General features: G+C 70.7%; 4 protein-coding genes and 2 pseudogenes. 2 read left to right on the forward strand and 4 right to left on the reverse strand.

The window, feature by feature from the left end; translation table 11 throughout:
- The coding region (locus tag AOK15_RS39855) for a phosphoenolpyruvate carboxylase (RefSeq protein ID WP_157870520.1) at positions 1 to 1,329 on the reverse strand (1,329 nt) is incomplete at its 3' end.
- 426 nt (positions 1,330 to 1,755) lie between these two features.
- Between AOK15_RS39855 and AOK15_RS39860 the strand changes: the two genes are divergently transcribed.
- Together AOK15_RS39860 and AOK15_RS39865 are read left to right on the forward strand one after the other, a co-directional pair.
- Complete coding sequence (locus tag AOK15_RS39860) at positions 1,756 to 2,784, forward strand: acyl-CoA desaturase (protein WP_055523980.1); 1,029 nt, start codon at positions 1,756 to 1,758, stop codon at positions 2,782 to 2,784.
- The gene (locus tag AOK15_RS39865; protein WP_055523982.1) at positions 2,781 to 3,458 is read left to right on the forward strand and encodes a TetR/AcrR family transcriptional regulator; all 678 of its coding nucleotides are present in this window, start codon (positions 2,781 to 2,783) and stop codon (positions 3,456 to 3,458) included. The genes AOK15_RS39860 and AOK15_RS39865 overlap by 4 nt, the downstream gene beginning before the upstream one ends.
- Positions 3,459 to 3,641: 183 nt before the next feature.
- Here AOK15_RS39865 and AOK15_RS39870 read toward each other — a convergent pair whose 3' ends face one another.
- The 3 genes and pseudogenes from AOK15_RS39870 to AOK15_RS43390 form a co-directional block, all read right to left on the reverse strand.
- Positions 3,642 to 4,508, reverse strand: coding sequence for a PaaX family transcriptional regulator (locus AOK15_RS39870; RefSeq protein ID WP_055523985.1), 867 nt, complete (start codon positions 4,506 to 4,508; stop codon positions 3,642 to 3,644).
- A 54-nt stretch (positions 4,509 to 4,562) separates the two neighbouring features.
- A pseudogene (locus AOK15_RS48165) lies at positions 4,563 to 4,673 on the reverse strand (trans-aconitate methyltransferase); the annotation flags it as partial.
- A gap of 3 nt (positions 4,674 to 4,676) precedes the next feature.
- Positions 4,677 to 5,272, reverse strand: a pseudogene (locus AOK15_RS43390) (methyltransferase domain-containing protein); the annotation flags it as partial.

Consider the following 5,272-nt stretch of genomic DNA (forward strand, 5'->3'; position numbering starts at 1 on the left):
GAGCTCCTTGGCGAGGAGCTTGTGCCGGTACTCGCGGGGCATGTCCTCGTAGCGCCAGGACTCCTCGCCGAGGCGGTCGAAGAGCTGGCCGAGCGCGTGGTGGTGGGCGTCGGCGTGTTCGCGGACGTCCATGGTGGCGAGCTGGAGGCCGAACGCGGCGAGGGTGCGGATGGTGCGGTTCATGCGGCCGTCGGCGAAGAGGCCGCCGCGGTGCTCGCGCAGCGAGGTCTGGATGAGGGTGAGGTCCTGGAGGAGCTCGCTGGTGCCGAGGTAGTCGCGGCCGGGCTCGTGCGGGGTGCCCTTGGCGAGGCGCTGCTTGGTGTTCTCCAGCTTCTGCCGGATGCAGGTGGCCTTGAGGCGGTAGGGCTCCTCCGCGTTGAGGCGCTTGTAGCGGGGGCTGATCTCGGGGAGGGCTTCGAGGTCGGCCTGGAGGGAGGAGAGCAGTTCCTCGGTGGCGCCGGTGTAGCGGATGGAGTTGGAGAGGAAGCCGCGCAGCTCGTCGATGAGGTCGAGGGCGTCGTTGATGCCGTGTTCGTGCTGGAGGATGAGGACGTCCCAGGTCACCTGGGGGGTGACGTTGGGGTTGCCGTCGCGGTCGCCGCCGATCCAGGTGCCGAAGGTGAGGGGGCGGGTGTGGTCGGGGAGCTGGACGCCGACGCGTTCCAGTTCCGCGGTGAGGTCCTCCAGGACGTCGCCGACGGCGTTCGCGTGCAGCTCGTCGAGGTAGTAGATGGCGTTGCGGGCCTCGTCGGCCGGTTCGGGGCGGACGACGCGCAGCTCGTCGGTCTGCCAGACGAGGTCGATGTTCTCGGCCAGCCGGGTGTCGTAGCGGCGGCGGTCGGACTCGATGACCGGGGTCTCCAGCAGCGCGGCGATACGCCGGAGCTTGTTGAGGACCGACCGGCGGGCCGCTTCGGTGGGGTGCGCGGTGAAGACGGGGCGGACGTTGAGGTTCCGGACCGTTTCGCGCAGGTGCTCGGGGTCGGCGTCCTTGAGGCGGTCGGCCGTCCGGGCGAGGAGGCCGCCCTCGGCGGCACGGCGTGCCCTCAGTTCGCGGCCGCGGTGGACCTGTTCGGTGACGTTGGCCAGGTGGAAGTAGGTGGAGAACGCCCGTACGAGCTTGGCGGCGGTCTCCAGTTCCGTGCCGCGCAGCAGTGCGGCGGCGGCTTCGCCGTCTTCGCGGGTCAGGCGGCGGACGCGCTCGACCAGCTCCAGGAGTTCGGGGCCCTCTTGGCGTACGAGGGCTTCGCCGAGCAGATCGCCCAGGCGCCGGATGTCGGCGCGCAGCTCGCTGCTGACCGTCGTGGTCTGGTCGTCGGCACTGCTCACAGGTGCGGCTCCTTGCAGTGTTGAAGCTCGTCTGGGAGGGAACCCGGAGGGCGGCCCAGCGACTCGAGGAGGTGCAGGCGCCGCTTGGTGGGCTTGGCTTCCGGGCAGGAATCAGAGCGGACCGCGCTGTCCGACCGACACCAGGATAGGTGGCCGGTGTCACGCGCAGGCCGCCAGGTGTCCGATTGACGGCACTGAGTGCCAGATGCGGGGGTCGGAAGTCCCCGTTTGGGGCGCCATGGCGGCGGATGTCCCCCGATGCCGGGACGCGAGGCGGATGGGCTCTTGCCGCCGGGCGACGCGCTGACATACTTACGATGCCGTAGGTTACGGAACCGTAGGGAATGCCGTAAGGCGGCCCGCGCAGCCTGTCGTCGACAGGCACTCCCCCCTCTCTCCACCCTCGACCCCCTAGGGGACGCCCCCATGACCACAAGTTCCGATGTGATCGAAGACGCCCCGAAGGCGAACGACTCCCCGGGTTCCGCGCCCGGCTCCTCCACTGTCTCGGCGACGCTGGGCGGTGAGCAGAAGCGGTCGATCGAACAGATCACGCTGCTCCTCTTCATCACCGTGCCGTTCCTGGCCGTGCTCGCGGCGGTGCCGCTGGCCTGGGGCTGGGGGGTGAGCTGGCTGGACCTCGGTCTGCTGGTGTTCTTCTACTACCTGGGCTGCCACGGCATCACGATCGGCTTCCACCGGCACTTCACGCACGGTTCGTTCAAGGCCAAACGCCCGCTGAAGATCGCGCTGGCGATCGCCGGGTCGATGGCCGTGGAGGGCCCGCTGGTGCGCTGGGTGGCCGACCACCGCAAGCATCACAAGTTCTCCGACGCCGAGGGCGACCCCCACTCGCCGTGGCGCTACGGGGAGACGGTTCCGGCGCTGATGAAGGGCCTGTGGTGGGCCCACATCGGCTGGATGTTCGACGAGGAGCAGACCCCGCAGGACAAGTACGCCCCGGACCTGATCAAGGACAAGGCGCTGCGGACGATCTCGCGTCAGTTCATCCTGTGGACGATGTTGTCCCTCGCGCTGCCCGCGCTGATCGGGGGCCTGGTGACGATGTCCTGGTGGGGCGCGTTCACGGGGTTCTTCTGGGGCTCCCTCGTCCGGGTGGCGCTGCTGCACCATGTGACGTGGTCGATCAACTCGATCTGCCACGCGGTGGGCAAGCGCCCCTTCAAGTCGCGTGACCGCTCGGGCAACGTGTGGTGGCTGGCCGTCCTGTCCTGCGGCGAGTCCTGGCACAACCTGCACCACGCCGACCCGACCTCGGCCCGGCACGGCGTCGAGCGGGGCCAGCTGGACTCCTCCGCCCGTCTGATCCGGTGGTTCGAACAGCTGGGGTGGGCCTACGACGTGCGCTGGCCGTCACGCTCGCGTATCGATTCCAGGCGTATCACGGGTGAGGACGGCTCCGAGCACCGGAAGGCGCCCGCCGAGGCGGCATGATTGACGCCGTGGCGACCGACTCCAGCAGCACCCCGAGCAATGAGAAGCCGCGGCGTGCTCGCCGCACCCGGATGACGGGCGCCGAACGCCGTCAGCAACTGCTGGAGATCGGCCGCACCCTCTTCGCCGCGAAGGGCTTCGAGGGCACGTCGGTGGAGGAGATCGCCGCGAAGGCGGGGGTCTCCAAGCCGGTGGTGTACGAGCACTTCGGCGGCAAGGAGGGCCTGTACGCGGTGGTGGTGGACCGGGAGATGCGGCGCCTGCTGGACATGGTGACCAGCTCCCTCACCGCCGGCCATCCGCGGGAGCTGCTGGAGCAGGCGGCCTTCGCGCTCCTGGACTACATCGAGGAGTACACGGACGGTTTCCGCATCCTGGTCCGCGACTCCCCGATCCCGCAGTCGACGGGTACCTTCGCCTCGCTGATCTCCGACATCGCCACCCAGGTGGAGGACATCCTGGGCCGTGAGTTCAAGAGCCGCGGCTTCGACCCCAAGCTCGCCCCGCTGTACGCCCAGGCCCTGGTCGGCATGGTCGCCCTGACCGGCCAGTGGTGGCTGGACGTGCGCCGCCCGAAGAAGGCGGAGGTGGCCGCGCACCTGGTGAACCTGTCGTGGCACGGTTTGGACGGCCTGGAACAGAAGCCCCGCCTGATCGGCCACCGCAAGAGCTGACGCCGACACCAGGGCAGGTCGGGGGCGCTGGGACCCACGGATCCCCCAGTGCCACGGGAACACCGCCGTCCCTCAGGGGCGCGGGGAACTGCGCGACCAGCCATGACGAACCCGCACCCGCCAGCGACCGCACACCCCACCCCCGTGGGCGACGGCAACGGCTCGCGTCGTCCGGCCGCGGGCCTACGCCGTCCCCGTCGAGGCCGAGCGCAGCGGAGTCGTCTCCAACACCTCCTCGGCCATCCGCCCGGCAGGCCCAGCCGTCTGTTCCGCGATACGCCGGAACGTCTCCTGGGCCTGCCGCGCGGGCCACTCCTCCGGCAGGTGCCGGACGGGCAGCCGGGGGTCGGTCCGAATGATCCGCAGCCACTCGGCGACCAGCCGCAGCCGGATGGCCACGGGGTCGGCGGCGGCGAGGTCCGCGCTGGTCCAGCGCTTGTCGAACGCGACGTACCGCGCGGCGAGGGCCTCCAGGTCCCAGCTCTCGCGGATCATCAGCCCGACGTCGGTGAAGTCGTCGGCGCGCGCGTGGAACACCTTCACATGGGCGTCGAGCCCCAGCTCCGAGACGATCCCCCGTACGTCGACGCGCCCCGGCGCGATCCACAGGCCGCTGTAGAGCGCCCCGAACCCGGACCAGGTGAGCCGGGAGCGCAGATCGTGGCGCTGCCGTTGCCAGGACTCGGGGAGGGAGAAGCCGAGGAGGGTCCAGGTGCCGTCCCAGTCCTCGTTGACGGCGCCGTCGCGCCAGATGCGCTGTCCGCCGTCGCGCAGGATGCCGTTCGCGTGCGGGGTGAGGCCGAAGAACATCTTCCGGCCTTCGCGCTGCCGGCGCAGCAGCCCCCGGTTCACCATCCGCGTCAGCGTCGACCGGACCGCCTGCTCGCCGGTGCCGACGCGTCCGAGGACGTCGATGATGCTCCCCGAGTACACCCCGAGGTCGCCCTCGCCGTGGTCCAGAACGTGGTTGCCGAAGAAGGCCAGCACGAGCGACTGCGGCCGCGGCTGCGGCACGTCGACGGCATCGACGGCCAGGATCTCGTCCTCCACAGCGGTAAGGGTACGTAGGGCCGGGGCGGAGCTGGGGTGAGGGCAAGCCCAGTCCTACCCCTTACCCCCCGGCTTCCGGGCGACGACGAAGATGCGGCGGAAGGGGAAGGCCGTGCCGTGGGGGGTGGCCGGGTAGGCCTCGCGGAGCGCGGTGCGGTACTCGGCNNNTCGTCGCCGAGTTCGGTGAGGATCGGCCGCAGTCCCGTCCCGGTGACCCAGTCGAGCACGGCGTCCTCACCCTGGAGGAGGTGCACGTACGTCGTCTCCCAGGCGTCGACCTCGCAGCCGAGGTCGGCGAGCGTGGCCAGGTACGCGGCGGGCATGTGGACGGCGTCGTCGTGGCGAAGGGTGTGGCCGAGCCGGTCCCGCCAACGGTCGGACCGGGCGAGCTCCCGCATGAGGCGGTGGCTGGGCGAGTCGAAGTTGCCGGGCACCTGGAAGGCGAAGGTGCCGCCCGGCAGGAGGGCGTCCACCCAGACCGGGAACCGGTCGAGGTGGCCGGGCACCCACTGGAAGGTCGCGTTGCTGACGATCAGGTCGTACGGCTCGGCAGGCGCCCAGGCACGGAGATCGGCGGCGGCGAAGTCGATGCGGCCGCCGCCGGATGTGGGCCCCTCGTGGTCGACGTGCGCCTTGTCGAGCATCTCGGGCGAGTTGTCGTACCCGGTGATACGGGCGCCGGGCCAGCGGTCGGCGAGCAGCCGCGTGACGTTGCCGGGTCCGCAGCCGAGGTCGGCGATGCGGGGGCGGTCGCCGCCGGGCGG

The organism is Streptomyces ossamyceticus (assembly GCF_001418475.1).
Taxonomy (GTDB): domain Bacteria; phylum Actinomycetota; class Actinomycetes; order Streptomycetales; family Streptomycetaceae; genus Streptomyces; species Streptomyces ossamyceticus.